19 protein-coding genes, 1 tRNA gene and 1 pseudogene are annotated in these 24,683 nt (G+C 62.1%); 8 read left to right on the forward strand and 13 right to left on the reverse strand.

The window, feature by feature from the left end:
• Window positions 1-181: 181 nt before the first annotated feature.
• Complete coding sequence (gene dnaK, locus B2G88_RS08335; protein ID WP_087714508.1) at window positions 182-2,110, reverse strand: molecular chaperone DnaK; 1,929 nt, start codon at window positions 2,108-2,110, stop codon at window positions 182-184.
• 184 nt (window positions 2,111-2,294) lie between these two features.
• Window positions 2,295-3,497, reverse strand: a complete 1,203-nt coding sequence (gene grpE / locus B2G88_RS08340) for a nucleotide exchange factor GrpE (RefSeq protein ID WP_087714509.1) — start codon at window positions 3,495-3,497, stop codon at window positions 2,295-2,297.
• A 129-nt stretch (window positions 3,498-3,626) separates the two neighbouring features.
• Here grpE and B2G88_RS08345 point away from each other — a divergent pair, with 129 nt between their 5' ends.
• Window positions 3,627-5,060 (forward strand): DEAD/DEAH box helicase family protein, encoded by a 1,434-nt coding sequence (locus B2G88_RS08345; protein ID WP_394335709.1) that lies wholly within the window; start codon window positions 3,627-3,629, stop codon window positions 5,058-5,060.
• A gap of 33 nt (window positions 5,061-5,093) precedes the next feature.
• On the opposite strand, the gene B2G88_RS08350 is transcribed toward B2G88_RS08345, so the two are convergent.
• A complete protein-coding gene (locus B2G88_RS08350; RefSeq protein WP_054863349.1) occupies window positions 5,094-7,451 on the reverse strand; it encodes a glycoside hydrolase family 95 protein in 2,358 nt (785 codons plus the stop codon).
• Between the two features lie 83 nt (window positions 7,452-7,534).
• On the reverse strand, window positions 7,535-8,302 hold the full coding sequence (locus tag B2G88_RS08355) for an SDR family NAD(P)-dependent oxidoreductase (RefSeq protein ID WP_087714511.1): 768 nt from the start codon (window positions 8,300-8,302) through the stop codon (window positions 7,535-7,537).
• A gap of 104 nt (window positions 8,303-8,406) precedes the next feature.
• On the opposite strand from B2G88_RS08355, the gene B2G88_RS08360 reads away from it, so the two are divergent.
• Window positions 8,407-9,945, forward strand: coding sequence for a DUF790 family protein (locus B2G88_RS08360; protein ID WP_087714512.1), 1,539 nt, complete (start codon window positions 8,407-8,409; stop codon window positions 9,943-9,945).
• Window positions 9,946-10,252: 307 nt separating this feature from the next.
• On the opposite strand, the gene B2G88_RS08365 is transcribed toward B2G88_RS08360, so the two are convergent.
• On the reverse strand, window positions 10,253-11,569 hold the full coding sequence (locus B2G88_RS08365) for an MATE family efflux transporter (RefSeq protein WP_087714937.1): 1,317 nt from the start codon (window positions 11,567-11,569) through the stop codon (window positions 10,253-10,255).
• Window positions 11,570-11,782: 213 nt separating this feature from the next.
• Between B2G88_RS08365 and B2G88_RS08370 the strand changes: the two genes are divergently transcribed.
• Together B2G88_RS08370 and B2G88_RS08375 are read left to right on the forward strand one after the other, a co-directional pair.
• On the forward strand, window positions 11,783-12,481 hold the full coding sequence (locus tag B2G88_RS08370) for a hypothetical protein (RefSeq protein WP_087714513.1): 699 nt from the start codon (window positions 11,783-11,785) through the stop codon (window positions 12,479-12,481).
• Window positions 12,482-12,559: 78 nt separating this feature from the next.
• A complete protein-coding gene (locus B2G88_RS08375; RefSeq protein ID WP_087714514.1) occupies window positions 12,560-13,489 on the forward strand; it encodes a ring-cleaving dioxygenase in 930 nt (309 codons plus the stop codon).
• A 34-nt stretch (window positions 13,490-13,523) separates the two neighbouring features.
• Here B2G88_RS08375 and B2G88_RS08380 read toward each other — a convergent pair whose 3' ends face one another.
• The 3 genes from B2G88_RS08380 to B2G88_RS08390 form a co-directional block, all read right to left on the reverse strand.
• On the reverse strand, window positions 13,524-14,615 hold the full coding sequence (locus B2G88_RS08380) for a hypothetical protein (RefSeq protein ID WP_054864123.1): 1,092 nt from the start codon (window positions 14,613-14,615) through the stop codon (window positions 13,524-13,526).
• 80 nt (window positions 14,616-14,695) lie between these two features.
• Window positions 14,696-15,223, reverse strand: a complete 528-nt coding sequence (locus B2G88_RS08385) for a DUF7122 family protein (RefSeq protein WP_087714515.1) — start codon at window positions 15,221-15,223, stop codon at window positions 14,696-14,698.
• On the reverse strand, window positions 15,223-16,131 hold the full coding sequence (locus B2G88_RS08390; protein ID WP_087714516.1) for an RsmB/NOP family class I SAM-dependent RNA methyltransferase: 909 nt from the start codon (window positions 16,129-16,131) through the stop codon (window positions 15,223-15,225). Before B2G88_RS08390 ends, B2G88_RS08385 begins: the two co-directional genes overlap by 1 nt.
• Window positions 16,132-16,281: 150 nt before the next feature.
• Here B2G88_RS08390 and B2G88_RS08395 point away from each other — a divergent pair, with 150 nt between their 5' ends.
• Window positions 16,282-16,980, forward strand: coding sequence for a hypothetical protein (locus B2G88_RS08395; protein WP_087714517.1), 699 nt, complete (start codon window positions 16,282-16,284; stop codon window positions 16,978-16,980).
• 71 nt (window positions 16,981-17,051) lie between these two features.
• The gene (locus B2G88_RS08400) at window positions 17,052-17,795 is read left to right on the forward strand and encodes a proteasome assembly chaperone family protein (RefSeq protein WP_054864122.1); all 744 of its coding nucleotides are present in this window, start codon (window positions 17,052-17,054) and stop codon (window positions 17,793-17,795) included.
• A 152-nt stretch (window positions 17,796-17,947) separates the two neighbouring features.
• On the opposite strand, the gene B2G88_RS08405 is transcribed toward B2G88_RS08400, so the two are convergent.
• On the reverse strand, window positions 17,948-18,238 hold the full coding sequence (locus B2G88_RS08405; protein WP_054864124.1) for a PadR family transcriptional regulator: 291 nt from the start codon (window positions 18,236-18,238) through the stop codon (window positions 17,948-17,950).
• A 342-nt stretch (window positions 18,239-18,580) separates the two neighbouring features.
• Window positions 18,581-18,655: transfer RNA gene (locus B2G88_RS08410), tRNA-Glu, on the reverse strand.
• A 246-nt stretch (window positions 18,656-18,901) separates the two neighbouring features.
• Here B2G88_RS08410 and B2G88_RS08415 point away from each other — a divergent pair.
• On the forward strand, window positions 18,902-19,639 hold the full coding sequence (locus B2G88_RS08415; RefSeq protein WP_087714518.1) for a fumarylacetoacetate hydrolase family protein: 738 nt from the start codon (window positions 18,902-18,904) through the stop codon (window positions 19,637-19,639).
• Window positions 19,640-19,663: 24 nt separating this feature from the next.
• Here B2G88_RS08415 and B2G88_RS08420 read toward each other — a convergent pair whose 3' ends face one another.
• A complete protein-coding gene (locus B2G88_RS08420; protein WP_054864121.1) occupies window positions 19,664-19,951 on the reverse strand; it encodes a DUF357 domain-containing protein in 288 nt (95 codons plus the stop codon).
• A gap of 182 nt (window positions 19,952-20,133) precedes the next feature.
• Here B2G88_RS08420 and B2G88_RS08425 point away from each other — a divergent pair, with 182 nt between their 5' ends.
• A complete protein-coding gene (locus B2G88_RS08425) occupies window positions 20,134-21,450 on the forward strand; it encodes an FAD-dependent oxidoreductase (protein ID WP_087714519.1) in 1,317 nt (438 codons plus the stop codon).
• A 139-nt stretch (window positions 21,451-21,589) separates the two neighbouring features.
• Here the strand turns inward: B2G88_RS08425 and B2G88_RS19885 are convergent.
• Both B2G88_RS19885 and B2G88_RS08435 read right to left on the reverse strand, forming a co-directional pair.
• Window positions 21,590-21,718: pseudogene (locus B2G88_RS19885) on the reverse strand (RNA-guided endonuclease InsQ/TnpB family protein); the annotation flags it as partial.
• 362 nt (window positions 21,719-22,080) lie between these two features.
• Window positions 22,081-24,657: a BGTF surface domain-containing protein gene (locus B2G88_RS08435; protein WP_176393203.1), complete on the reverse strand. Its 2,577-nt coding sequence runs from the start codon at window positions 24,655-24,657 to the stop codon at window positions 22,081-22,083.
• Between the last annotated feature and the right edge of the window lie 26 nt (window positions 24,658-24,683).

The raw sequence follows: 24,683 nt of genomic DNA on the forward strand, positions 1-24,683 counted from the left end.
CAAAAACTTCGATGAAAAAGACCGCTCACTCACTCCGTTCGTTCGCGGGTGCAACACTTGCGATACACCAGCGAATTCCTCACTCTCGATAGTCTACTCGAAGACCGAAGACGCGACCGTTCAGTTCTCGTCGTCTTCGTCAACGTCGTCAGACTACGTCTGACGGGCTGACGAAAACGACTCAGTCTTCGTCGTTTTCGTCAACGTCTTCGAAGTCAGCGTCGACGAACTCCTCGCTGTCGTCACCGCCTGCTGCGCCTGGGCCTGGGTTCGGGCCACCGCCCATGCCACCCATGTCGCCCATGCCACCGGGACCTGCGCCGGCCGCACCAGCACCGGCAGCGCCCGCACCTGCTGCGCCAGCGCCTGCTTCCTGGTGGATCTGCTTGCCGATTTCCTGCAGTTCCGTGCTCAGGTCTTCGGTCGCAGCCTCGATGTCGTCAGCGTCGGCCTCGTTATCGTCGATAACGGCCTCGAGGTCTTCGATTGCGGCCTCGATCTCACCGCGCAGATCGTCGTCGACCTGTTCGTCGTTCTCCTCGAGCAGGGATTCAGCGCGCTGGATCGTGGCTTCGGCGGCGTTGCGAGCCTCGATGCGCTGGCGTTTCTGCTCGTCTTCTTCGGCGTGTTTCTCCGCTTCTTCCTGCAGACGGTCGATCTCGGCGTCGGAGAGACCGGCACCGCCCTCGATGGTGATCTCCTCGCTCTCGCCGGAGCCTTTGTCCTCCGCAGAGACGTTGACGATACCGTTTTCGTCAATCGAGAACGTGACTTCGATCTGTGGCGTACCCGCCGGCGCTGGCGGAATACCCGTCAGATGGAACTCGCCGAGCATCTCGTTTTCGGCGGCGATTTCGCGCTCACCCTGGAAGACACGGACCTGCACCGTGGTCTGGTTGTCCGCTGCCGTGGTGAAGATCTTTGATTCCTCGGTCGGAATCGTCGTGTTCTTCTCAATGAGTCGCTCGAAGAGGCCGCCTTTGACCTCGATACCGAGGCTGAGTGGCGTCACGTCGAGCAGGACGATGTCGTCGACTTCGCCGCCGAGGACACCACCCTGAATCGCCGCGCCGAGTGCAACGGCTTCGTCCGGGTTGACGTTCTTCTGTGGCTCTTGGCCGGTCAGTTCCTCGACCTTGTCTGCGACCTGTGGCATCCGCGTCGAGCCACCGACCAGCAGCACTTCGTCGATGTCGGATTTCTCGTAGCCCGCGTCCTCGAGTGCCTGCTCGGTCGGTTCGACGGTACGGTCGATAAGGTCCGACGTCAGCGACTCGAACTTCGCGCGAGTGAGGCTCTCCTCGAGGTGGATTGGACCGTCGTCGGTCGCCGTGATGAACGGCAGGTTGATTTCGGTCTCTTTTCGACTACTGAGTTCGATCTTGGCCTCTTCGGCGGCGTCTTTGAGCCGCTGGAGGGCCTGACGGTCCTCGCGGAGGTCCATGCCGTGTTCCGCTTCGAACTCCTCGGCGAGCCAGTCGATGATGGCCTCGTCCCAGTCGTCGCCACCGAGGTCGTTGTCACCGTTGGTCGCGACGACTTCGTAGACGCCGCCGCCGAGGTCGAGAAGCGAAACATCGAACGTTCCGCCACCGAGGTCGTAGACGAGCACGGTCTGGTCGGATTCGTCGTCGAGGCCGTACGCCATCGACGCGGCCGTTGGCTCGTTGACGATACGCTCGACCTCGAAGCCAGCGATCTCACCGGCGTCTTTGGTCGCCTGGCGCTGACGGTCCGAGAAGTACGCTGGGACCGTGATAACGGCCTTCTCGACGTCGTCGCCGAGATACTCCTCAGCGTCGCGTTTGATCTTCTGGAGGATCATCGCCGAAATCTCTTCGGGCGTGTACTCCTCGCCGTCGATGTCGACGGTATAGTCGTCTTCGCCAATGTGGCGTTTGATCGACTGAATCGTGCGCTCTGGGTTCTGGACGGCCTGGTTCTTCGCCGGTTTACCAACGAGGCGCTCGTCGTCGTTGAACGCGACAATCGAGGGCGTCGTTCGGTCACCTTCGGCGTTGACGATGATTTCCGGATCGCCCCCTTCCATCACCGCGAACGCGCTGTTCGTCGTCCCGAGGTCGATACCGAGAATCTTGTTACTCGCCATTACGAGGCCATTGTGCGCACTTTGGTTTAAACGTTACTAGGCCGGACGAGGGACCGAATAAAATTCGGTAATTGAGAACGAGCCTCGAGAAAATCGCCTCGAAACGTCTCGAAACACCGGAAACCGGCGACTAGCGAGTACTGTGAACGAGAAAATATCAGCGGACAGTTAGCTAAAACCGGCTTCAGGCCTCGTCAGAGACATCGCCGCCGAGTTCAATCGCGTCGTCTGCCTCACTCTCGCCATCGGCGTCGTCAGTCGCCGATTCCGCCGCATCGGTCTCAGCAGCCGACTGCGCCGCATCCGCTGCAGTATCATCCACCGTTTCGTCATCGCTCGAGTCAGCAGCTGCTGTCTCCGTGTCCTCACTCCCCGCAGCGTCTGACTCCTCGTCTGCTGGCTCGCTGTCGCCTCCAGAGTCCTGCTCGTTAGTGTCGCCGTCGGTCTCCGTCTCCGCTTCGGAGTCGGCATCAGCATCGTCATCGTCAGCCGACTCATCCGCGAATTCACCGTTCGAAACCGTGACCTGCGCGTTCTGGATTACTTTATCGCCCATCTCGTAGCCAGGGGTGTAGACGTCCGCAATCGTCCCTTCGGGCTGGTCGCTGTCGACGTTCATCATCACTTCGTGGCGCTGCGGGTCCGTCTCGGTTCCCGGCTCGGGATCGATCTCCGAGACGTTCTCGTCCTCGAGCACGCGGTCGAACTCCCGCATGGTCATCTCGAGGCCCTCACGAAGGCTCTCGACGTCGCTGCTTTCGTCCTCGAGTGCGCGTTTGAGGTTGTCCCGAACGTCGACGAGTCGCGTGACCAGATCCTCGGTTGCGCGGTCTTTGATCTGATCCTGGCGCTTTTTCGCGCGCTTTTTATAGTTCTGGAAATCTGCTTGCTTGCGCTTGAGACGGCTCTTGAGGTCCTTTACCTGCTCTTGGTACTCCTCGAGTTGCTCGTCGCGTTCGTCAATCACCTGCTCGCGGGCCTCGAGTTCGTCCTGTAGGTCGCCGATGGTCTCTGCTTGGGATTCAACGCGCTCTGTCAGGTCCTCGAGTTCCTCGCGCTGGTGGGAAATGGTTCCCGACAGCTCTCGGGTCTGGTCGACGATTGAGTTGACCTTGCGTGCGAGGTCGTCGTCGTACTCGGTGAGCTGGTCGAGTACCTGCTGGACGTCTGCGCTGGTTTCGACGTCTGGGCTGGCAGTCGACTCCGTTGTCTCGTCCTCGTCGCTCGCTCGAGGCGCGTCCGATTCTGTTTCCGAGTCGGTCGGGGCGTCCGCAGGTGTCGCGTTGTTGTCGGTGTCGGCGTTGCCGTTGCCGTTTCCGTTGCGCTCTGGCTCGTCTGCGGACGGGACACCCTGGGCGGACGAGTCCGTGCCCTCGTCTTCACTCATGTCCGGGTCAACGAACAGCGATAATAAAAGGGTTGAGGTCCGGTCGGGCGACTCCGGACTGTCACTCGCCGATGGGACTCGTGATCGATTCCAACAGTATATGTGCGCGCCATCGCGATAGCTTTGACAGTGACACCCGCTTCGGACTCGCCGCCGGCTATCGAGTGTCGGTTCGAAGACGGCACAATCTACATCGACGGACTCGAGGAGTCACAGGTCCGGTCCCTGCGTGAATCCGCCCCACAACTCGAGTTGCAGCCGGATCCCCGAAGCGATGGCTGGCGCGTGCCGGCGTTTCGATACGCCGCCCTTCGAGCAGCGACTGCCGAACTGGCCGTCGACGACTCCGTTCTCGAGTGCGACTCACTTCCCGACCGCCACTCGGCGTACGAACTCCGGGAATACCAACGCGAAGCGCTGGACGCGTGGCTCGAGACGGATCGCTGGGTCGACATCGCCGTCCCGGAAGACGCCGCCGTCAACCGCGCACCCGCGGGCGTTCTCGAACTCCCGACCGGCAGCGGCAAGACCGTCATCGCGCTGAAAGCCATCGAACGCCTCGGCGTGCCGACGCTCGTTGTCGTCCCGACAATCGACCTCCTCGAGCAGTGGATCGACGAACTCGAGACCGAATTTGACATCCCTATCGGCCGCTTCGGCGGCGGCGAACAGCGCCTCGAGCCGATCACGGTTTCAACCTATGACTCGGCGTACCTCAAAGCCGATTCCGTGGGCGACCGGTTCGGCTGCGTCGTCTTCGACGAAGTCCATCACCTCGGGGGTGAGGGCTACCGGGAAATCGCTCGCCTGCTCGCCGCGCCCGCACGACTCGGCCTCACCGCGACGTTCGAGCGCCCCGACGACGCACACGAGGTAATCGAGGAGATCGTCGGCCCGCTGGTCTACCGCGTCGACGTCGACGATCTCGCCGGCGAGCATCTCGCACCCTACGACGTGAAACGACTCGAGGTAGCCCTCACGCCCGAGGAGCGCGACGAATACGAGCGCGCACAGGAGACGTTCACGGACTATCTCGCAACCTCGAACATCCGAATGCAGAGCGGCTCGGACTATCAGGAACTCGTCAAACGCTCTGGGTCGGACCCGAGAGCGCGCGAGGCCCTCCTTGCCCGCCAGCGCGCACGTGAGATTGCCCGCGGTAGCGCGGCAAAAATCGACGCACTCGAGGGTGTTCTCGAGGACCACCGCGGCGAGCGCACACTCGTCTTTACGGCGTCCAACGACCTCGCGTACGACGTGAGCGAGCGGTTTTTGATCCCGACGATCACCCATCAAACGGGTGCCGCGGAGCGACGCGAGATCCTCGAGCGCTTTCGCGAGGGTACGTACAGCCGAATCGCGACTTCGAACGTGCTGGATGAAGGTGTCGACGTGCCCGACGCCGCCATCGCTGTCGTTCTCTCCGGCAGCGGCAGCGAGCGGGAGTTTACCCAGCGACTGGGGCGGATACTCCGACCGAAGAGTGACGGCAGCCGGGCGCTGCTGTACGAGGTCGTGACGGCGGACACGTCGGAAGAACGCGTCGCTGAACGTCGCCGGTAATCCCCGTCTTGTTCGAAGCAGGAAGGAGCCGAGTCAGTCAGTTGCTGCAGTCACGTGATACGTTCGACCCGCCACTGTGTCGAATGCGACGACCCCATCAGTCCGGTCGATGTCCACGATGTCGCCGTCGTGCGTCACTGCCTCGATTTCGGCACCAAATGCCCGTACGCGACAGCGTTCCCCCGACCCCGAGCGGATGGTCGCGGTGTCGAGGTTCCCGTTCGACCACTCGAGATCAACCTCGAAGTCGCCGCGAGCGCGGAGTCCCGTGACTGCCCCGTCTGCCCAAGCCTCCGGCAGCGCTGGCAGCAGCCGAATTTCGCCGGCGTGACTGCCAAGCAGCATCTCAACGACGCCTGCCGTGGCACCGAAGTTGCCGTCGATCTGGAATGGTGGATGGAGGTCGAACAGGTTCGGTGCAGTCGAATCCGCAAGCAGCGTCTCGAGCCACTCGTGAGCCTGTTCGCCGTCTTCTAACCGGGCGAACTGGTTGACCAGCCAGGCGGCGCTCCAGCCGGTATGTCCGCCGCCGGAGTCGAGGCGGCGCTCGAGGGTCGTCTCCACAGCATCCGCGAGAGCAGGCGTGTCACGGGGCGTAATTTGGTCGCTCGGGTGCGCGCCGTAGAGGTGTGAGATGTGCCGGTGGCCCGGTTCGGCCTCCTCGTAGTCCTCGATCCACTCCTGTAACTGACCGTGGCCGCCGACCTGCATCGGTGGGAGGCGCTCGAGTGCGACCAGGAGGTCCTCGTGGAACTCGTCGACGACGCCCAGCGTCTCCGCGGTGGCGACGCAGTTCTCGAAGAGGTCGCGGGTCAACTGCACGTCCATCGTCGGCGCGTAGGTGATCGTCGCCTCCTGTCCGTCGTCGGTAACGTAGGCGTTCTCCGGCGACATCGACGGCGCAGTCACCAGCCAGTTCTCGTTGGGGTGCTCGACGAGGAAGTCCAGGACGAATGCTGCGGCCTCGTGCAAGATCGGTGCGGCTGTTTCCCGCAGAAATTCCTCGTCTCGAGTGTACGCGTAGTGGTCCCAGACGAGGCGGGAGAGCCACGCCGCACCCATTGGCCAGAGTCCCCACCGTGCGCCGTCAACGGGCGCAACGCTCCGCCAGAGATCTGAGTTGTGGTGGACGGCGAAGCCGTCACAGCCGTAGTGAGCCTCAGCTACCCGGCGGCCCGGACCGCGCAGGTCGTCGACGAACTCATACAGCGGCTCTGCACACTCCGCGAGATTCGCCTGCAGGGCCGGCCAGTAGTTCATCTCGAGGTTTATGTTCAGGGTGTAGCCGCTGTTCCACGGGGGATCGAACGCCGCGTTCCAGATGCCCTGCAGGTTTGCTGGCTCCGTCCCGGGACGCGAACTCGCCAGTAAGAGATAGCGCCCGAACTGCGCGTACAGGGCAGCGAGATGCGGATCGTCGGCGTCGATTGCGTCGTCAGCTATGCGGGCAAGCCGTTCGTCCGTCGGTCGGTCCACGGGGTCGCCGAGGTCCAGTTCGACGCGCTCGAACAGCTCTCGGTGGTCGGCGACGTGTGCGCGCCGAAGATCGCTATCAGGTCGCCTCGCCACCGTCTCGAGGACGTTCTCACAGGCAACAGTCGGGTCGGCCGTCTCGTGGCTCGTAAACCCGGTCAGCAGAATCGTCACCTCGTTGGTGTTGCTGACCGCAAGTCCGATACTGGACGAACCCGGTGCGTCCTCACCTGTGACCCGTTCGATATCGCCGCCCGAGGCGTCGACGCGGGCCTGCGCTTCAAACTGCATCCCCCATCCACCCTCGCCACGGTCATCGGCTGGCGGGTCGGAAACCGCTCCACGAAGAAAGAGCGTGTCGTCTCGAGCGCCATCACGGGCTTCCTGTGCCCGGTGGAGACCAACCGTCGAAGCCACGTCGGCGGGGCCGTCAGCGGTCAGCCGGACCACGAGAACGTCGTCCGGCGTCGAGACGAAGTACTCGCGGGTGTAAGTCGTTCCCTCGTAGTCGTATCGGACTCGCGCGATGCCCGTCGACAGGTCGAGGTCCCGCCGGTAGTCGGTCACGTCGCCGTCGTCGTGATCACCCTCGAGAAACAGATCGCCAAACGGTTGGTACGGGCGCAGGCGAATTGGGTCACCCAGCAGTGTCTCGTCGGCGAGCGCTTGCGCTCGTTCTATCTCGCCATCGAACAGGAGTTTCCGGACCGTCTCCACGTACTCGCCGGCGACGGGGTTCGTCCGGTCCTCGTGGCCGCCAGCCCATAGCGTGTCAGCGTTGAACTGTATGCGTTCGCTTCCGGGTCGGCCAAACACCATCGCGCCGAGACGCCCGTTGCCGAGTGGGAACGCCTCCAGCCACTCCGCTGCGGGCGCGTCGTACCACGTCGTCGTCCGGTGATCGAACTCGCCGTGCATATCCTCGTCTCGGCGAGCGGGAACTTAACTCTCGGCGCAGCGGAACTCGTGTCGTCCGAGAACACAAGGGATGCCCGACCCGCTTAGACCGAGAAGTTGTTGTAACCGCCGTCAATGGTGATGATCTCGCCAGTCGTGAACGAGGCTGCGTCACTGGCCAGATACAGCGCCGCGCCGCTGATTTCGTTCGGCGTCGCCACGCGATCCATCGGCGTTCGCTCGTCGACACCCTCGCGGAACTCCGAGCCGTCCTCGAGTTTCGGGCCGGCGAGTTCCGTTTTAACGAAGCCGGGCGAGATGGCGTTGACGCGAATGTCGGGGCCGAGATCGGCCGCCGTCGCTCGAGTCAATCCGTTGAGACCGGCCTTTGCGGAGACGTAGCCCGCGCGCGCTTCGCGGGACTGGTCGGCAGACATCGAGGAGATGTTGACGATGCTGCCCTCGTCCATCGCGTCGCCAAAGACCTTGATCGCGCGGAAGACGCCCGAGAGACAGATGTCGATATCCTGGTCCCACTCGTCTTCGGTCATCTCGGTGACCGGCGCGGCCGCGACCGAACCCGCGGAGTTGACGAGCACGTCGACACCGCCGAGTTCGTCGACGACTGCGTCCTTGAGGTTCTCGAGCGACTCGAGGTCGCGGACGTTGCAGGTGACTTCGGTCGTCTCGGCACCGAGGTCGCGCAGTTCGGCGGCGGCGTCGGCGACGCTGTCTTCGCTTCGGCTCGTCGCGACGACGTCCGCGCCGTTGCGGGCGAACGCGCGGGCGATTTCGAATCCAATGCCGCTGGTGCCGCCGATGACGACCGCTGTCTTATCCTCGACACTGATCGCTCCTGGTGAGTCAGTCATGGTCACTCCTCTCGCGCTCGGCGTGGTGATGGTTTCGATTTGCCCCGAGCGACCCACGCGAGCGTCGGTCGATTTTTGAGCGCTGCCCACCGAGTGTCCGCCGAATGCTGACGAAGGATCTGCTGCGCGTCTCGAGAGCCGGCGGGGGCTACCACCCAGAGTTTGCCGACCGCGCACACCGGCCGCTCGCGGCGAAGGTGATCGGGACGTTCCAGGGCCACGCCGGCGAGTCTCGAGGCGATCTCGAGGCGGCCCTGACTGACCTCGAGCGCGGGGCAGACGATTTCAAACTCGTCCGCGGACTCGCCGCCTTGCTCGAGCGCGAGGCGATCTTCGAGACGGACGCCGAACTCGAGCCCGAGCGCGCCCGAAAAGCGGCCTTCGAGGCAGCCGAAGCCGTTGGCGTCGTCGGCGAGGACGAGCGGGCGATGGCGCTCATCCGCGCCGCTGAACCGCTTTCAGTTTCGGCAGACGCCCTCGAGGCGGCGCTCTATGCCGACCTCGAGGCGCGCCAACTCCTCACCGAAGTCGATACTCGGTGGGGCCCCGACGACCTACTGGCGCAGTACAACCTCTCGCTGGCACAAACGGCGCTGTTCGACGCGACCGAGGTTCGGGTGCGCTCGAGCGATCCGAAGGCGCTCGTCTCGGCGGTCAAGCGACTGCGGCTGATGTACGAGATTCACGCGCCGGCGACCGACGACCCGCTCGCATCCGACGACGGCGCGAGCGAGCGCGAGGTGATCGTCACCGGTCCCACGCACCTCTTTCGGGCAACCCGGCGCTACGGCACGCGCTTTGCCAGACTGCTGCGGACGGTCGCGGGCGCAGCCGAGTGGCACCTCGAGGCGACCATCGACGACCGCGGGACAGAGCGCACGCTCACCCTCTCACACGAGGATCCGATCACCGTCCCCGACGCCGACCCGGTCGCCGAGGTGACGTTCGACAGCGGCGTCGAAGCCGACTTCGCGGCTCGAGTCGGGACTCTCGACCTCGAGTGGGACCTCGTGCGCGAGCCCGAGCCGCTGGCGACGGGCACGCGCGTGATGATTCCCGATTTCGCCTTCGAGTACGCGCATTCGAACTTTCGCGTCTACCTCGAGATCATGGGATTCTGGACGCCGGAGTACGTCGCAAAGAAGCTCTCGCAACTCGAGGGACTCGAGGACGTGGAACTCGTCGTTGCGGTCGACGAATCGCTGGGTGTCGGCGAGGAGATTGCGGCGCGAGACTTTCGGGCGATTCCCTACACTGGCACGGTGCGGGTGAAGGACGTCGTCGACGTATTGGGAGAGTACGAACGCGACCTCGTCGCCGCGAGCGCCGCCGACTTGCCCGCGGAACTGCGCCCGGACGACGACACCGTGACGCTCGAGGCGCTCGCGGACCGCCGTGGCGTGAGCGAGGACGCGCTCGCGGACGTGGTCTTTCCCGAGCACGACCGCGTCGGGCGGACGCTGGTTCGACCCGGCGTGCTCGAGGAACTCTCGGAGGGGATTTCGGCCGGTATGTCATTGGCTGGCGCCGAAGACGAACTCGAGGCGTACGGGATCGACGACTCGAGTGCGTTGCTTTCGGAACTTGGCTATCGCGTCGAGTGGGAGGGGCTTGCGGGCGGGACACTCGTCGAGCGGGAGTAGAGTCCGCTGACAGTCGTCGTCAGTTGCGAGTAATCGGGTAGTGGGAGCCAGTCAGTGGGTGTCAGTGGGAGCCAGTCAGTCAGAGTCAGTCAGTTCAACGAGAGGGAGCGGCGACTTCGTCTCTCCGAGAACGACGACCCCGAACTCCCCCGGCTCCGTTCAGTCCACCCCGGCCATCCGGCCTCGCCCTCCCCAGCCGACTCGTTCGCTCGTCCCTCGCTCACTCGCCCCTCGCACAGCGTCGTCGACGCGTCCTCGCGATGCTCGAGCGCGTCGACAGCGCGCGCCGAGTTGTACTCTCGAGGGCTCAGTCCTCGTCCTCTGTCAGACTGCCGCGTTCGTGCATCATCCGCGTGCCGCGCTCGAGCCAGCCCTTGCGCGCGTAGACGACGCCGACGACGAGGTTGCGCCAGACCCAGTCGGCCACGATGGCGACGTAGGCGGCGACGACGCCGTACTCGAGGTGAACGCCGAAGACGTAGGTAATTCCGAGCAGGAAGAAGACGGCTCCGGTGAGCTTCGCGACGAACGGCGGGCGGGTCTCGCTGCCGCCCCGCAGTGAGCCCGCGAGGACGATGTAGAGCGCGATGAGGAACGTCGATATCGCGTACGCGCGGGCGAAGTCGACCGCGTAGGGGATCGTGTCCGCGTCTCGAGTGAACACCAGGACGACCCAGTCGGCGGTCGCGAAGATGCCGACGCCGAGGCCGCCGACGGTGAGGACGGCAAGCCCCGCGGCGGCGAGTCCGTTGAAATAGGCCTCGTCGGGGTTGCCCCGCCCGAGTGACTGTCCGGCGATGATGTTTGCAGCCGTGCCGTAGCCTCGCGAGAGCGGCGAGGAGAGTTGCTGGTAGACCCGCCGGCCGATGTGGTAGGCCGCGTTGACCTCGGTACCGAACATGAGCAGGATAGCGTTGAACGGAAACTCGGCGATGAGTTCGGTGACGCCCTCGGCGATCCGGGGCGCGCTGATGACGAGGAGCTGTTTCATGATGACGAGCCGACTCGGCCAGACAAGCGTGAGGTCGCTCCAGGAGCTGTAGATGACGGCGATGAACGTGATCGCGGCCAGCGTGTCGCCGATTGCCGTCGCGATGGCGATGCCGACGACCGAGAGTTCCGGAAACGGCCCCAGCCCGAACGCGAGCGCCACGGTGAGGACGATGTTGAACGCGTTCGCCGCGGCGTTGATGTACATCGGCGTGCGCGTATCGCCAGTCCCCTGAATCGAGCGCGCCGCGATCATCGTCACGTGAAACGCCGGCGCAGTCAGCAGAATAATCGCCAGATAGAGGCCACCCCAGCGGACGGTTTCGGCATCTGCACCGAGCACTTCGATGGCCCAGAAACTCCCGACGAGTCCAAAGAGCGCGAACGGAATGCCGGCAAGCACGCCCAATAAGAGCGCCTGGCTCACCGCCTCGTCCCGGTTCGCGACGCTGCCGCTGCCCGTATCCTGACTCGAGAGCGCAATCGCGCCGTCGCCGACGCCGAGGCCGAACCACAGCGGCAATCGGCCGTAGATGTCCGCGAGGCCGACGGCGGCGACCGCGGCGGGCGAGAAAAAGCCCGCGACGATGAGGTCGGTCGTCCGCATCAGCGTCCGCAGCACCTGCTCGGCCATGACGGGCCACGAGAGATCGAAGACCCGTCGCCAGAGGGCGAGCACTCGAGGCCGGAGCGACGACGCGTCCGGGCCGGAAACTGACGACACGAGTACGGAGTTTAACCAGGACTCCCTTGTACCTTCAGAAAGCGGTGACCGCTTCTCGAGTGCGGTAATTACGAGTGTCTCGACGACACTGAGATTTATGCCGATTCGATTCCGTTTTTTGGTATGACATATTCGCGAGGCGAGTCGGAGTCGTTCCGCGAGATTGATCGCTGGGCGGACGGCATCGGCTGGATCGCCCATCCCGACGAGGACGGACTGCGCGCCAGCCACGCTGTTCGCGGTTCGGAGGGGCTCTGGCTGCTCGACCCGTTGCGAGCTGCGGGCGTGACCGACCTCATAGAAACGGTCGACGAGGATGTTGCCGGCGTCGCCATCTGCTCGAGTTGGCACGCCCGCGATGCCGACTGGTTCGCCCGGACCTACGACGTGCCCGTCTCCGTGCCGACGTGGATGGGCCGCGTCCCGGAGCGCGTCGATGCACCGATCCGGTACTACGACGGCGATCTCGAGCCCGCGATCCAGGTGACGCGCTGCGAGCCGATGCCGACGTGGACCGAGGCAATCCTCCACGCCGAGCCCCACGGAACGCTGTACGTTCCCGACTCGATGGGGACGATAGCGCCGTTTACCGTCGGTGAGGAACGGCTGGGGCTGGAACTCCTGCGTCGACTTGCCCCGCCACGGTCACTTCGCCGGCTCGAGCCCGAGCGCGTGCTTGTCGGGCACGGCGAGGGTGTCTTCGAGGACGCGACGCGCGCACTCGAGTTCGCCCTGGCGGGCGGCAGGCGGCGGTTTCCGCGGGCAACTCTCGAGAACGGGCCGGCGACGGTGCGGTCGCTCGTCGGCGCGGTGTGCGAGTGAGCAGTCGGAACGAACCTGCGGTCGCCGGCTATGCGAACGCCGGGGTACCGTTATTCCGCTCGAACCCGTACGAACGCTATGCCCCAGACGCCCGGCATTCACCACGTGACCGCCGTCGCGAGCGATCCGTCGCGAAACTACGCGTTCTACACCGAAACGCTCGGCTTGCGCCTCGTCAAACAGAGCGTCAACCAGGACGACGTCTCGGTGTATCACCTGTTCTACGCCGACCACGAGGGCTCGCCGGGGACGAGCATGACCTTCTTTCCCTACACCGACGCCCGTCCGGGACAGGTCGGCACCGGCCAGGTCAGTACCGTCTCGTTTCTCGTCCCCGAGGGGAGCCTCGAGTTCTGGCGCGACCGCCTCGAGAGCGCGGGCGCGAATCCTGCGGAGCCACTCGAGCGGTTCGGCGACACTGTGCTGCCGTTCGACGACCCCGACGGCCTCCCGCTGGAACTGGTCGCCCGCGCGGACGTACCCGAAGCGAACCTGCCGGAGAGTCCCGTGCCAGCCGACCATGCGATCCGCGGCTTCGCCGGCGTGACGCTCTCGTTGACGAGCGCCGAGCCGACGACGGAGTTGCTCGAGGCGATGGGCTACGACGCGGTCGGGCAGGAGGGAACGCGGCGGCGATACGAGAGCACCGGCGAACTCGGAACCATCGTCGATGTCGACGAGGATCCGCAGGCACCCCAGGGACTGCCCGGCGCGGGAACCGTCCACCACGTCGCGTTCGAGGTCGGAGATGACGAGCAGGAGGCATGGCGCGAGTTCCTGATCGACCGGGGGCTGCGGCCCACGGAGATCATCGACCGCACGTGGTTCCGCTCGGTCTACACCCGCGAGTACGGCGGCGTGCTCTTCGAGTTCGCAACCAAATCGCCGGGCTATACGGTCGACGAAGACCTCGAGGAACTGGGCGACCAACTCGTCCTCCCGGAGTGGCTCGAGGACCGACGCGGGGAGATCGAAGCCGGATTGCCGGAACTGTCGTCATCGGACTAATCAGGCGACGGCAGGCGGCTATCGCCGAGTGCTCTCAGGACGAGTCGCCGGCGTCAGTCTCCTCCTCTGGAAGCTCCTGTTGCAGGACGAACGGGCCGAAATCGGCCGCGGTGCGGCGGGCGATAGTCGCAATGCGAAGCACGTACGCGAGCAAGACCGCAAACGGACTGAACAGCGCCGTGATCGTCGTGGCGACGACAACGGCGTAGACGGACGGGTGTAACTCGAGTGCGAGCAGATTGCCGTAGGAGACGACGATGAACGCGCCGCCGAGCAGCGTCGGGAAGCCGACGTAGAGCAGAATCTTCGAGAGGTCGGCCAGTTCCTGTTGCATGTAGACCGTCTTGAAGTACTGCCTGGCGACGTGGATATCGTGGAGCAGGTCCTCGAGTCGCTCGAGTTGCCGGTCGGCGTCTGTCGAGAGCGCGATGCGATTGCGCTCGCGTAGTCGGCGGACGATCTGGAGTTGCCACGGATCGTTGTAGTGCAGGATCACCGAGATCACCTCGAACGTGCCGAAGTGGGCGTCCTCGAGCGTGTCCATCGCGCGCTCGTCGTGCGAATCGGTGTTCGCGATGAACGCCTCGATATCCCCGCGGAGGTCAGCCGGGGCGCCCTGACAGATGTTCTGGAGTCCGAGCGCAGTCCGTCGCTTCGCTTCGATCAGCACGCGCAGGAACGCTGCGGGCTCGGCCGGCGTCGGGCGATAGCCGGTGTGGTCTTCGATCCGTTCACGATACTCTCGGGTCTCCTCAAGGCGCTCGAGAAAGGTGCCCGTCGAGCCGAATTCCTCGGAGAGGATGAGCTGGTTGATCGCGAGGACGACGGTGATAAACGGGAGCATGCCGCCGATCAGCGCCGCGGAGATGGCCGTGATATCGCCGGCTTCGGCGGGCGTGACCAGATCAACCTGGATCAGCGCCAGTGTGGCGACGAAGACACCCGCGAGCAAGAGTACCGAGAGCACCCACCGGTCGCCGTAGAGAAACATCCACTGGACGAGTTCGCCGACCCCGAGTCGATTGCCGAGGCTGGTATCGGGTTGTGATGCGGCGGGGCGGTCGTCGGCGTCGTCACCGGTGGTCGGATCGGCGTCGGTCGTCCCCGTCGCACCGTCGTCGGCCATACCGTCAGTAGTCCAACGCGACACTTAGTGTCTCAGCCTGAATGCGGCCGGATCGACGGAACGAGTGATCGAACGCGAGGTTACAGGTCTCGCTGTCGACCCTTCGGAACCATCGAGCGCAGTTCGCCGTGGACGTAGAGGCCGATCCCGAGCGGCTCGCGCTCGCCGGCCACGGTATGAGCGGCGATCAGGTACCCCCAGTCGCCCTCCCAGCGTTCGATCTCCTGATCCTCGCCCGCGGCGAACGCCGTCGCCTCCTCGCGCTCGAGGTCGATCACGCACGCCTCGGCGTGGTGGCCAACGCGCTGAACGAAGTCCGTCGTCGGCTTCCAGTGTTCCTGGCGCGTTCGCAGGCAGGTCATGCCGATGGCCTCGATCTCGAGCGGTGTGGGTGCGTCGCCCGCGTAGATCCAGATTTTGCCGGCGCCTTTCTCCCAGAACGTGTGCTCGTCGAACGTCTCGGGCGGGATGGCGAATCGGTCTTCGAAGTAGTCGACGACCTCCTCGCGGCTGGCGCGGCCCTCGACGGTTCGCTCGGCGGGCGTTTCCGGCAGCCGACCGAATCGCTGGCCGTCGTTTTGCTCGAGCGAGTCATCAGAATCGCCCATCAGGCGGTCACCTCCAGTTTCGCCACGAAAAAGCCGCCCGTATCGTTGTGGTGCGGGTAGATTCGCGCCGCCTGCTCGAGCGAGTCGTCGAAGCGCTCGCCGTCCCACTCGGTGAGTCCGGGCGCGTGCTCGAGACCGAGGTCGAAGTCGACGACCTCGCAGGATTCGGTCTCGAGGGCGTGCTGGACGACGGCTTCGTTCTCCTCGGGTGCGAAGGTACACGTCGAGTAGACGATCTGGCCGCCCTCGCGGGTCGCCTGAACCGCACGGCGCAGGATCCCCTTCTGAATGCCCGCGATGGTGTCGATGTGACCCTCGGACCAGTTCTCGAGTGCATCGGGGTTCTTGCGGATCGTCCCCTCGCAGGAACAGGGGGCGTCGACGAGCGTGCGGTCGAACGCGTCGAACGAGAAGCGCTTGAGCGAGTAGTTACGCGCGTCGTCGTTCGTCACCGCGAGACTGGTCGCGCCCAATCGCTCGGCGTTGAATCGCAGCGCCGAGATGCGCCCGAGGTTGTTGTCGTTCGCGACCACGGTTCCGCGGTCGTCCATCAGCGCCGCGAGCTGGGTCGCCTTCCCGCCCGGCGCGGCACAGCAGTCCCAGACGCGCTCGCCGGGCTGGGGATCAAGGACGACCGGCGGCACCGCCGAGACCTCCTCTTGCCCGTGGGTAAAGCCGTGAAACGAGGTCCACGTCGACCCCGGCGAATCCGTCTCGAGGCGCACCACGCGGGGGTTCCAATCGGCCTGCTCGTAGGCGACGCTATCTTCCTCGAGCGTCGCAATTGCGCGCTCGACGGAGGCCTTGATCGTGTTCACCCGCACGGCGTTGCCAAGCGGGCGCTCGCAGGCCTCGAGAAAGGCGTCGAAACCGTCGATAATCGGTCGATACCGCTCGAATGGCTCCATTGGCGACGCGTTCGGGGGCCCGGCGCTTGTGGGTTTCGAAGCGCTCGGCTCGAGGAGCGAATGGATAATCAAATACGTTGTTGTACTATGTTGTTCTCTAGTGGATAGATTTATACAACATTCGCGACAACAGTACCAGCAGTTGACACCATGAGCGATACGACGAAATTCGAAGTCACTGACTGTGCGATCATTGGCCGAACATTCGAGGAGTACGTCGCGATGTTCGACCTCGAGCCGACCGACCTCGAGGGAAAACGAGTGCTCGACTGTCCGTCGGGTGTTGCGTCGTTCGTTCCGACGGCGGCCGAACACGGTATCGACGCCGTTGGTGCTGATGTCGTCTACGAACAGCCGTCAACTGCACTCGCTCGACGCTGTCGAACGGACCGCGAGTCGGTGGCGGAGCAGGTCGCGGAGAAGTCGGATCTGTTCGCGTGGTCGTTCTACGATTCGCCCGCCGAGCGCCGACAGTACCTACGACGGGCATCCGAACGGTTTCTCACAGATTACGCCGATGGCGTTCGGCAGGGTAGATACGTCGCGGCCGCGTTACCAACCCTCCCGTTCGACCGCGACTCGTTTTCGGTCGTGCTCTCGGCGCACCTGCTGTTTCTGTACGGCGACCGCTTCGACTACGAGTTCCATCTCGAGGCGTTGCGCGAACTCGCTCGTGTCGCCGCCGACGAAGTCCGGATTTTTCCGCTACAGGGACTCGACGCACAGCCCTACGACCGACTCGAGGACGTCATTACGACGCTCGAGGCGGAGGGATACCACCCCGAAATCGTCCCCGTTCCATTCGAGTTCCAGCGGGGATCGACGGAGATGCTCGTCCTGTCGCCGTAACCTGATCCACACACCGTCGGTCGTTCCCTCCCGGCCGCAATTTTATGCCGTCGCCGAGACTCGTCTCACATATGGCACAGATCAACACGCAGGAAGAGCCAATCGACCTCGAGAACCCCACACTCGTCGAGGGGTTTCCGGGTGTCGGCCTCGTCGGGAAAATCGCGACTGACCACCTCGTCGAGCAACTCGAGATGCGATACTACGCGAGCGTCCACTGCGATGGCCTCCCCCGGATCGGCGTCTACCGCGGCGGTGATCGAGCGATCCGCCCGCCGGTTCGCCTCTACGTCTCCGAAGAACACAATCTGCTGGCGCTTCAGAGCGACGCCCCGATCAGCGCGCAGGCAGCCGGCAGCGTCGCCGACTGCGTCACGAACTGGATTGTCGACCAGGGAGCGACCCCACTGTATTTGAGCGGGTTGCCCGCTGATCGCGAGGAAGGGGAGCCGAGCGTCTACGGCGTTGCAACCGGTGGTGCAAGCACCCTTCTCGAGGACCACGCAGTTGACGAGCCACCCGAAGACGGTGTCATCACCGGTCCAACTGGCGCGTTGATCAACCGCGGCGCACAACTCGAGTACGACACCCTCGGGCTGGTCGTCGAATGCAACCCACAGTTCCCTGACCCCGAAGCCGCCGGCATCCTCCTCGAGGAGGCAATCGCACCGATTGCCGGCCTCGAAATCGACGTTGACGACCTCCTCGAGCGCGCCGAAGAAATTCGCGCGAAACGCGAGCAGTTCGCCCAACAGATGCAAGCAATGGCACAGGACGAGAGTTCACAGGCCCAGCCGCTGCGGATGTACCAATAACGCTGGGGTTGCGACGCTCGAGGGACGCAGTAGCCGCATTCTATATAGCGACTTTCAGTTTATCGTGGCTATTGACGTGTGTCTCACTCGAGCAAGCGATATCGCCTCAGCAGTAGAACGAACGGCGAGAAACGGCGATTTGTACGGGGTACTCAGCCGACAGCGCCCTCGAGATACTCCTGCTCCCAGGACTCTCGCTCTTGAAGTTCTTCTCGTCCGGCGTCAGTAATTGCGTAGTAGTTGGTTCGTCGGTCAAGTTGTCCTTTCTCAACGAGGCCGCGATTGACAAGCGTATCCAGATTTGGATACAGCCGTCCGTGGTTGATATCGATATCGGCGTCAGTTTCGATATTTGTCTTGATCGTCTGCCCTGACGGCCGGTCTAGGCCGGCGATCACGACCAACAGGTCGCGTTGAAAGCCGGTGAGATCACAGAGTGCCATAATTTGTCTCAGGTGACCATCCACCATTGTTAGATATTGGTTTTGGCGCTGCTATCTCAAGTCGTCTGGCACGTTGTGGTTGAACGGTCACCAGTACGTGTGTCTTCTGCTGTTTCAACATAGTGCCAAACAAAACGAGTCCCCTCGAGGTCGCGAATCTGCGATCACAAACCAATCTGAGTACGCGATTCCTCGGAAGCGAGCGCGTACGCGTTGTTCTATTCGGTCGGCGAATATGCTGTCTGGAATTTGATGAGGTTCTGTGAGCACTGCGAGCAGGTTTTCAGGCGTCGTTCAAATCCAGGGTCGCATTCTCAGCTCACGAAGTTGTTCGCTGAGAAATGCTCCGTCTGGGATTTGAACCCAGGTCATCGGCTCGAAAGGCCGAAATGATTGGCCGGACTACACCAACGGAGCGTTCTACGCATTCATTGCTTGCCGAGGGCTAGTAAAAAGACTTCCGTTCCGCGGCGACAATGACAGCTAATGACGTGCCCATTTGCCCCCTGAAACTGTCTTTAGCCAATACTTTCGAGACAGAGTTGAAAGCAGTCAATTCGAAATCCTCACTCAAGAGCAGTAATCGATACCAGAGATGTCTCCCTTCCAGCGAGGGACGCCGACATCTCAACGTTTTTGCCGCCGGAATCCCATCACTCGAGTATGAAATACGTCCGATTCCGCGACCCAGCTGGGTCGATTCGACGTGGCAGACTCGAGGACGACCGTGTTCGATTCGGGAACCAGACCTACGCGCTCGATGGCGAGGAAATCGACGTACTGGCACCGACAGACCCCTCGAAGATTGTCTGTATCGGGCGCAACTATGCAGACCACGCAGACGAGATGGGCAACGACGTGCCCGACCGACCGCTGCTCTTTTTGAAGCCGCCAAACGCAGTCGCCGGACACGGCGACACCATCACCGCGCCCGCTGGCAAGGACCGCATCGACTACGAAGCGGAACTCGGCGTCGTGATCGGCGAGCAGTGCCGTCACGTCCCCGTCTCGGACGCAATGGATGTCGTCGAGGGCTTTACCTGCGTCAACGACATCTCGAATCGCGACGACCAGGAGAAAGAACAGAACTGGATCCGCGGCAAGGCCTTCGACGGCGCAGCGCCCCTCGGCCCGGTGCTTGCAACACCCGATGAAGTCCCCGACGGCGCATCCGTCCAGTCACGCGTCAACGGCGAGTTGAAACAGGACGGCTCGACCGATCAACTCATTTTCCCGATTTCCGAGCTGATCGCGGAGATCACCAGCTACCTCACCCTCGAGGCGGGCGACGTGATCGCAACCGGCACACCGGAAGGCGTCGGCCCACTCGAGGACGGCGACACGGTCGAAATCGAAATCGAAGGCATCGGCACGCTCGAGAACACGGTTCGGCGTCCGTAGCGTGGGTGCAGGAGTGCGGGAGCGTTATTCGACCGTAAAGAGATGGCCCTCGGTTGGGACATCGAACAGTCCAATACGTGCGCCCGCATCGAGCCATGCGTGCCCGTAGGAAAACGACGCTAACGCGTTGACCGGATCATCATTCTCGCGAAAGTGCTGACCATCCTCGAGGTACGACGCGGCCATTTCGTAACACTCCGCCGCAGCATCGGCCATCGGCGTCCCCTCGCGAGGTGCAATCGTCGCTTCCTCGAGCGCCTCGGCCAGGAGCGCGCCGTACCGGTCGGTTTTCTCCTCGAGATCTGCAGCCATACTCGAGTGTCCGCTGGCGTGGCCGTAAAGTCGTCGACAGGCATCGGGTTGGAAGCCAACTATGCAATGTGGGATGGTCTGGCCTCAAGACGCCGGCTCTCGCGAGTGGCTGGTGTCATAGGAGACGGCCTCGAGTTGCAGAGAACGCAAGCGGTTTAGGCAATCTGTCCCAACTATGGAGTATGAGCGACCAGCCACGCGTCGAGATCTATACCAAAACAGACTGTCCGTATTGCGACAAAGCCAAGGACCTCTTTGATGCGAAAGGAATCGAGTACGAGACCTACAACGTCACTGGCGACGACGACTTATTCGAGGAGATGGTCGAGCGCGCAGACGGCCGCAAGACTGCGCCAGAAGTCTTTATTGACGACGAGCTCATCGGCGGCTGGGACGATACGAGCGCACTCGACGAAACGGGCGAACTCGACGAGAAACTGGGCATTGCAGACGACGGTGACGACAACGTCGAACACCGGACACTCATCATCGCCGGCACCGGAATTGCCGGCCTCACGGCAGCAATCTACGCCGGCCGCGGCGACAACGAGCCGCTGGTCATCGAAGGCGACGAACCCGGCGGCCAGCTCACCCTTACGACGGATGTCGCGAACTATCCCGGCTTCCCCGAGGGCATCGGCGGGGCTGAACTCGTGAACAACATGAAAGAGCAGGCCCGCCAGTTCGGTGCCGACCTGAAAAACGGCATTATCGACTCCGTCGATGCCGACGAGCAGCCGTTCCGCGTCGAACTCACCAACGGCGACGTCTACACCGCAGACGCGGTCATCGCCGCTTCGGGCGCAAGCGCTCGCACGCTTGGTATTCCCGGCGAAGATGAACTGATGGGCTACGGCCTGTCGACGTGTGCGACCTGTGACGGCGCGTTTTTCCGCGGCGAGGACATGCTCGTCGTCGGCGGTGGCGACGCCGCCATGGAGGAAGCAACCTTCCTCACGAAGTTCGCAGACACGGTCTACATTGCCCACCGTCGCGAGGAGTTTCGCGCCGAACAGTACTGGGTCAACCGCGTCAACGAAAAGGTCGAACAGGGCGAGATTGAGATCATGAAAAACACCGAAGTGGTCGAACTCCACGGTTCCCAGGCAGACGGCGTCGACCACGCCACGCTCGTTCACAATGACAAAGGACACCCCACCGACCGCCTCGAGGACCCCGAAACCGAGGAGTTCGACTTCGACGTCGGCGCCGTCTTCTTCGCCATCGGCCACACGCCAAACACAGACTATCTTGAGAACACCGGCGTGAAGATGGACGACGACGGCTACCTCAAGACGAAAGGCGGCTCCGGCGGCGGCCAGACCGAAACCCACGTCCCCGGCATCTTCGGCGCTGGCGACGTCGTCGACTACCACTACCAGCAAGCTGTCACCGCCGCTGGCATGGGTTCGAAGGCCGCACTCGACGCTGATGAGTATCTCGAGGACCTCGAGCGTGAAGCGCCTGAGGAACTCGAAGCAGCCGCTGCAGACGATTGAGCAACAACTAATCGTTCCAGTCTCGAATCGGTGCGATAAGTGGCTTACTCGTAATTAGTCAACTGCCCCGCGCACGGTGGCGCGGGGCTTGTCAGTGAACTCGGCCTCTACCCCGAAAGTGGGGGAGCCATGTATCTGGCTAACTCGGCGTCCTTGCTCCTGACTTGAGAGCGTATTGACCGACGCTCCTCCGACCGGACGGCTGATGGCCCCGCCGGAGATACAGTTCGGCAACGTTCTTCGCTGCGTTGTAATCCGCGTGATTCGACTATAGGTTGATAAAAGCCGGGATTGGGTGTCGGCTTCAACCCCGCCCACGGTGTTGACGCAAATCTTCGATGTGCGAAAGCCGAAAACCTGCGGTTTTCGGAAGGGCGGGGAATCCGCCTTGGTTTTCTTTTGAAGCTTAAAGACGATAGTAGTCAGAACGAATAGATGTTCTCGTAGCCAGCCGACTGTTGTTGCTGGAGCGGAGACTGTCCGTATGTCGGTTTGACTACGGAATTCTGTACGTGTAGAATCGCTATAAGAAGACTATCAGCGCCTGCGACAGCTGTCGCTTGGTGGTGTAGCGGTCAAAAGAAAAGTCGAGATGCGTCAAAGACCGGATGGAATCCGGTAGTTGATCAGTTAGTTCTGCTTGCGGATGGCGAGCATTGCAGCGGCGAGCAGTGCGAACAGTGCAACAGCGACGCCAAAGCCAGGCGTGCCGTCATCGTCCGCGGTGTCGTCCTCACCGTCATCATCTGCAGGTGCGTCATCATCTGCAGGTGCGTCGTCATCTGCAGGTGCGTCGTCATCTGCAGGTGCGTCGTCATCTGCAGGTTCTTCAACAACGCTCACGGTGCCGCTATCGGAGTCGTCATCAACGGTGACGCCCCAATCAACATCGCCTTCAGCCTCGGTTGGGATGTTGTAGCTTTCGGACCACTCGTCGCCAGCCTCGAGCGTGACGTCCTCGGAGGCGACAGCTTCGTCGCCGACGTCAACGCCGATTTCGACGTCCTCAGCAGCGCCGCCGGTGTTCGAGACGGTCACGTCAAGGGTTGCGTCGTCACCAACGTACACTTCTGCAGGTGCGTCAGTGTCGAGGTTGATGATTGCTTCTTCAGCGTCGACGAGTTCGGCTTCGAAGTCATCCTCAAGGTCGTGGAACGACTCAGAGGCTTCAACTTCGACTTCCGTGCCAGTGTCGTAGTCGCTGAAGTCGTAGGTCACCGTGAAGGTGCCGTCATCCTCGACGGTGCTCTCTTCATCCATGAAGAAGTTACCGGAGGAGGATGCGCGGGTGTCGAGTTCCGTACCGGGTGCGACGTTCGTCTCGCCGGTTACGTCAGCGTCAGCGTTTGGCAGTTCGTCGACAGCGCTGAGCTCGAAGTCTGCTTCAACGGTGCTGAACTCAACCGAGATACTCTCTTCGTCGTCCTCGTCCTCGATGAACGTGTTGACCTCGGTGAGCGTGAGATTCAGTTCGTAGTCATCTTCTTGAGCGAGTTCGGACTCAAGGTTGCTCTGGTCGAGAGCGATCGTAACAACGCCGTCATCCTGCTCGGCTTCCACGACGGTCACGTCAAAGTGATCGTCACCAGTACTCCACGTAGTGGGATCGACGTTCGGACCAGGATCAGTCTCAGTGATGCTAATGTTCACACCAGCATTATCCAGAGCATCTCGGTCATCTTCCTCGCCAAAGAACGAGAAGACATCGTCCTGCTCAAGTTTGACCACTGTGTGATCCATTTCGTCGTCACTGACAGCGATTTCGCTCGTTTGCGTTACGTTCGTGTCCTCGAGATCATCGTTGTCTGTGAGATCATCATCACCTGGTGCAGTCCAGGTGCTAAGTGCATCCTCGTCGAGTTCACTGCGGTCTTCGAACGTGAGGAATGCAGAGTCGGTCTCATCCGTGACGTTCTCATCATTTTCCTGATCAAGGCCAGTGATCATCTCGTAGTCACCGGCATCGAGTGGTGCAGTGACTGATTCGACTTCAGCGATGTGCTCAAATTCGTCATCATCGTCATTGAGCTCGAACGCGTCGCTTCCAGTCTCGGAGGTGTCGTACAGGATCGTGACGTTACCGCTATCACTTGCGTCCTCAACGCTAATCAGTTCCTGATAGTTGTCGTCTTCAGCGTCGCCGATCTGGACGAAGACTTCGTCGTCGTAGTCGTCGATGTCAACTACAATCTCAGCAACGTTACCGAGGTTTTCGACGACGTTGTCGCGGAATTCGACATCGGCGTCAGGCCGTTCTTCAACAGTGAACTCGTCAGACTCAGCCGTGACACCGGTATCGATCTGCTCAACTTCGACAGTGTGGTTCTCGTGGTCAGGATCAATCTCACTTAGGTTGAATTCGGCTTCAGCCTCACCGTTGCTCCCGATAGTTTCGTTTTCCGAGGCAATGGAATCACCATCGTCATCAAGGAGATCGAACTGGACATCGAGGTTAATGTCGTCGGCTTCAGCGGTTGCCGTAACTTCATCAGTGTCCCAGTAAGAATCATCGTCAGTTTCGATGTCTAGACCAAGGTCATCAAGGTCAACAGTTACTTCGCCACCAGAACTACTACCATCATCATCAAAAATGATGGTAATATTATCGGCACCGTCCCAACGGTCATCCGTGTCAATTGTATTGACCCAACTGTCCGAACCCAGTCCACGTGTCACAGAGTCGTCCTCACTTTCGACATCGTAGGTCTGGTCAGCATCGTTGAGACCTAAGACTGCGAGGGTTTCACCATAGTAGGCTTCTTCCTCGTTGTCATCAGAACCGTCACTTGGGTCGTCAATCGTCTGGGATGCAACTGTAACATCATACTCTTCACCGTCGATCTCAATCTCCGTTTCACCGGAAACCATCTCGTCTAATTCGACGAGAACCGTATTATCGTCCGAACCAGCGGTGTAGACGTTGTCAACCGTAACGTCTCCGTTGCGGTCATCAACGGTAATGTCGTCAGTCTCAATTCCATCAAAGTTCTCGTCTTCGTCGAAGACGACTTCGATGTACGCTTCATCTCCGCTACCTTCAGGATGGTTGCCCTCGAAGGCAACCGGATCCTGATCGATTTCAGATGCGTCGCCGTTGAATGCTGCAGCGCCTCCAACGAAGGCTGCGGACATCGCAACGACAGACAGGATCATCATCGCTGCGAGGAACACTGCACGTCCCTTTTCACGATATGTGTTTTCGTTCATGTATTGTATTGATATTGTCTGCGAAT

It is taken from the genome of Natronolimnobius baerhuensis, assembly GCF_002177135.1.
Taxonomy (GTDB): domain Archaea; phylum Halobacteriota; class Halobacteria; order Halobacteriales; family Natrialbaceae; genus Natronolimnobius; species Natronolimnobius baerhuensis.

Coding starts and splice junctions, on each gene's coding strand:
- B2G88_RS08360 (WP_087714512.1), top strand. CDS start 8,407: ATGCTGACGAAGGATCTGCTGCGCGTCTCGAGAGCCGGCGGGGGCTAC.
- B2G88_RS08400 (WP_054864122.1), top strand. CDS start 17,052: ATGGCACAGATCAACACGCAGGAAGAGCCAATCGACCTCGAGAACCCC.
- B2G88_RS08425 (WP_087714519.1), top strand. CDS start 20,134: ATGAGCGACCAGCCACGCGTCGAGATCTATACCAAAACAGACTGTCCG.
- B2G88_RS08355 (WP_087714511.1), bottom strand. CDS start 8,302: ATGACTGACTCACCAGGAGCGATCAGTGTCGAGGATAAGACAGCGGTC.
- B2G88_RS08420 (WP_054864121.1), bottom strand. CDS start 19,951: ATGGCTGCAGATCTCGAGGAGAAAACCGACCGGTACGGCGCGCTCCTG.
- B2G88_RS08395 (WP_087714517.1), top strand. CDS start 16,282: ATGAGCGATACGACGAAATTCGAAGTCACTGACTGTGCGATCATTGGC.
- B2G88_RS08350 (WP_054863349.1), bottom strand. CDS start 7,451: ATGCACGGCGAGTTCGATCACCGGACGACGACGTGGTACGACGCGCCC.
- B2G88_RS08390 (WP_087714516.1), bottom strand. CDS start 16,131: ATGGAGCCATTCGAGCGGTATCGACCGATTATCGACGGTTTCGACGCC.
- dnaK (WP_087714508.1), bottom strand. CDS start 2,110: ATGGCGAGTAACAAGATTCTCGGTATCGACCTCGGGACGACGAACAGC.
- B2G88_RS08415 (WP_087714518.1), top strand. CDS start 18,902: ATGAAATACGTCCGATTCCGCGACCCAGCTGGGTCGATTCGACGTGGC.
- B2G88_RS08375 (WP_087714514.1), top strand. CDS start 12,560: ATGCCCCAGACGCCCGGCATTCACCACGTGACCGCCGTCGCGAGCGAT.
- B2G88_RS08385 (WP_087714515.1), bottom strand. CDS start 15,223: ATGGGCGATTCTGATGACTCGCTCGAGCAAAACGACGGCCAGCGATTC.
- B2G88_RS08370 (WP_087714513.1), top strand. CDS start 11,783: ATGACATATTCGCGAGGCGAGTCGGAGTCGTTCCGCGAGATTGATCGC.
- B2G88_RS08380 (WP_054864123.1), bottom strand. CDS start 14,615: ATGGCCGACGACGGTGCGACGGGGACGACCGACGCCGATCCGACCACC.
- B2G88_RS08435 (WP_176393203.1), bottom strand. CDS start 24,657: ATGAACGAAAACACATATCGTGAAAAGGGACGTGCAGTGTTCCTCGCA.
- grpE (WP_087714509.1), bottom strand. CDS start 3,497: ATGAGTGAAGACGAGGGCACGGACTCGTCCGCCCAGGGTGTCCCGTCC.
- B2G88_RS08365 (WP_087714937.1), bottom strand. CDS start 11,569: ATGGCCGAGCAGGTGCTGCGGACGCTGATGCGGACGACCGACCTCATC.
- B2G88_RS08405 (WP_054864124.1), bottom strand. CDS start 18,238: ATGGCACTCTGTGATCTCACCGGCTTTCAACGCGACCTGTTGGTCGTG.